General features: G+C 44.2%; 1 protein-coding gene and 2 pseudogenes. All 3 read right to left on the reverse strand.

The annotated features are described in order from the left end of the window. Positions 1–128: pseudogene (locus tag C9J12_RS30095) on the reverse strand (fumarate reductase subunit C); the annotation flags it as partial. A gap of 2 nt (positions 129–130) precedes the next feature. After that, complete coding sequence (locus tag C9J12_RS30100) at positions 131–871, reverse strand: succinate dehydrogenase/fumarate reductase iron-sulfur subunit (protein WP_107247129.1); 741 nt, start codon at positions 869–871, stop codon at positions 131–133. Then, positions 871–1,097 (reverse strand): annotated as a pseudogene (locus C9J12_RS30105) (succinate dehydrogenase/fumarate reductase flavoprotein subunit); the annotation flags it as partial. The gene C9J12_RS30100 and the pseudogene C9J12_RS30105, both read right to left, overlap by 1 nt.

Below are 1,097 nucleotides of genomic sequence, written 5' to 3' on the forward strand. Positions count from 1 at the left end.
GTCAGGCAGATAGTGAAAAAGATCAAAGGTAGAATTGTTGCTTCACGCACCATGTAGAAGCGGTAGAAAGGATCATCTTTCCACCAAGTACGTGTCATTTCGCGAACGTAAGGTTTACGGTTGCTCATCCTTATGCCTCCTGAGGCTTAATCATGGCAATAACAAAATCTTTAGAAGATTCAACTTTACCTTGGTTAACCGCTGCTGCTGGATCTACGCTCTTCGGACAAACTTCAGAACAGTAACCAACAAATGTACAACCCCAAGCGCCGTTTTCGCCGTTAATCAGCTTCATACGTTCTTGAGCACCGTTATCACGGCTATCTAGGTTGTAACGGTGTGCTAGTGTTAGAGCAGCAGGACCAATGAATTCAGGGTTCAAACCAAACTGAGGACATGCTGAGTAGCAAAGACCACAGTTGATACAACCAGCAAATTGCTTGTACTTAGCCATTTGCTCGGGTGTTTGGTTATTCGGACCATCTTCAGGGGTACGGTTGTTACCAATGATGTATGGCTTGATAGCTTCAAGGCGCTCGATGAACGGCGTCATATCAACAATCAAATCTTTTTCGATAGCAAAGTTAGCCAATGCTTCGATTTTTAGACCATTTGGATATTCACGTAAGAAGGTTTTACAAGCTAGCTTAGGTACCTTGTTAACCATCATGCCGCAAGAACCACAGATCGCCATACGGCAAGACCAACGGTAAGCTAGATCTTTATCTAGGTTATCTTTGATGTAACCCAGTGCATCAAGCACTGACATGGTGTCGTTAAAGGGTACTTCAAATAATTCAAAATACGGTTCTGCGTCTTTTTCTGGATCATAACGCAGGATTTCTACTTTCTGGATGCGATTGCCTGACATTATGCCTTCTCCTCTGCTTGCTTCGCTTCAGCTGCTTCTTTTGCCGCTGCTTCTTCAGCTGCCGCACCGTATAAACGAGCTTTAGGCTGAGACTTAGTGATTTTCACGTCGCTGTATTCAATACGAGGTGCTTTATCACCGTTGTAGAATGCAAGTGAGTGCTTCAGGTAGTTTACATCATCACGTTCTGTGCAGTTGTCATCTAGACGTTGGTGTGCACCACGTG

This window comes from Photobacterium frigidiphilum (assembly GCF_003025615.1).
Lineage (GTDB): Bacteria > Pseudomonadota > Gammaproteobacteria > Enterobacterales > Vibrionaceae > Photobacterium > Photobacterium frigidiphilum.